We start from the raw sequence: 1,201 nt of genomic DNA, 5'->3' as shown, positions 1-1,201 counted from the left end.
TGTAAGCTTCCCCTAATTAGAACTGTTAGTTAGTACAATTTTATCATCTTTTTGATTCATCTCAGCAAGGCTAGCCTTGCTGAGATTTTTCTTTGCGTACTCAACCGGAGGCACATACCCAAGGGCATGGTGTGGTCTGTGATGGTTATAGTCGTCCATCCAGATGTGTGTATGTTCTCTTACCTGGTCGAGGTTATCAAATATATATTTGTTTAAGACACCCCTTCGATATGTTCCATTGAAACGTTCGATATAGGCATTCTGAGTGGGTTTGCCCGGTTGTATATGCTTAAACTCGATTTGATGCATCGCCGCCCATTCTGCTGTTATTTTAGCAATAAATTCCGGACCATTATCCATGCGGATCCTTTCAGGCTTTTCTCGGCGGTTGACCAAATGATTCAGTACGTACACCACCCGCTTACTGGAAAGCGAATAATCAATCTCTACATGCAGGGCTTCACGGTTAAAGTCATCAACAATGGTAAAGGCCCTGGATTTACGCTTGTTCTCCAATACATCATGTACAAAATCCATGCTCCAGGTATGGTTAAGGGTCTGTGGTACCTCCAAAGGTTCTTTTACCCGTGCAGGCAGGCGTTTCTTTACCTTGCGCCTTAGAGGCAACCCAAGATTCTTGTACACCCGGTATACTCGTTTGTGGTTCCATGGTTTTCCTTCCCGTCTAAGACGGTGATAGCTCAACCAAAAACCTTCTTCGGAATGTCGCGCTACGTTTTGCTGCAAAGCTTCTTCTATGGCTTGATCATTCTTAGGAAGCGGTTTGTAGTAAAACACACTTTTGCTCATATTAAGGACACGGCACGCCCTGCTGATACCGTAATGAGCTAACTCCTGGCTGATAGCACGTTTACGGCAGGGCTTTAAAGCTTTTTTTCGATGATCTCCTTGGCCATTTGATGATCTAAGGCCAAAGAAGCATACATCTGTTTAAGACGCTGGTTTTCTTCTTCTAATTCTTTGAGTCGTTTAAGTTCTTTGCCACTCATGCCGGAATAACGTTCCCGCCACTTATAGAATGCAGCTGTACTTACGCCATATTCACGACTGATCTCAACGGCTGATTTGCCGTTGTCAAACTCTTTTAAAATCCTGGCGATTTGCTGGGGTGAAAATTTACTCTTTTTCATTTTTTGAACTGAGGTTTAAAATTAATCATTTTTATAATTTTAAACAGTTC

1 protein-coding gene is annotated in these 1,201 nt (G+C 42.5%); it reads right to left on the bottom strand.

Annotated elements, in window-relative coordinates:
* Positions 1–12: 12 nt before the first annotated feature.
* Positions 13–1,151, bottom strand: a protein-coding gene (locus KN811_RS21750; RefSeq protein WP_247716589.1) for an IS3 family transposase whose coding sequence is annotated in 2 segments (ribosomal slippage) — positions 13–890 and positions 890–1,151 — 1,140 coding nt in all. Because the reading frame shifts where the segments join, the coding sequence is not laid out codon by codon here.
* Positions 1,152–1,201 lie beyond the last annotated feature (50 nt).

Origin of the sequence: Sinomicrobium weinanense (genome assembly GCF_018863395.1) — a bacterium.
GTDB classification, from domain to species: domain Bacteria; phylum Bacteroidota; class Bacteroidia; order Flavobacteriales; family Flavobacteriaceae; genus Sinomicrobium; species Sinomicrobium weinanense.
This window is presented reverse-complemented; position numbering and strand designations above follow the sequence as displayed.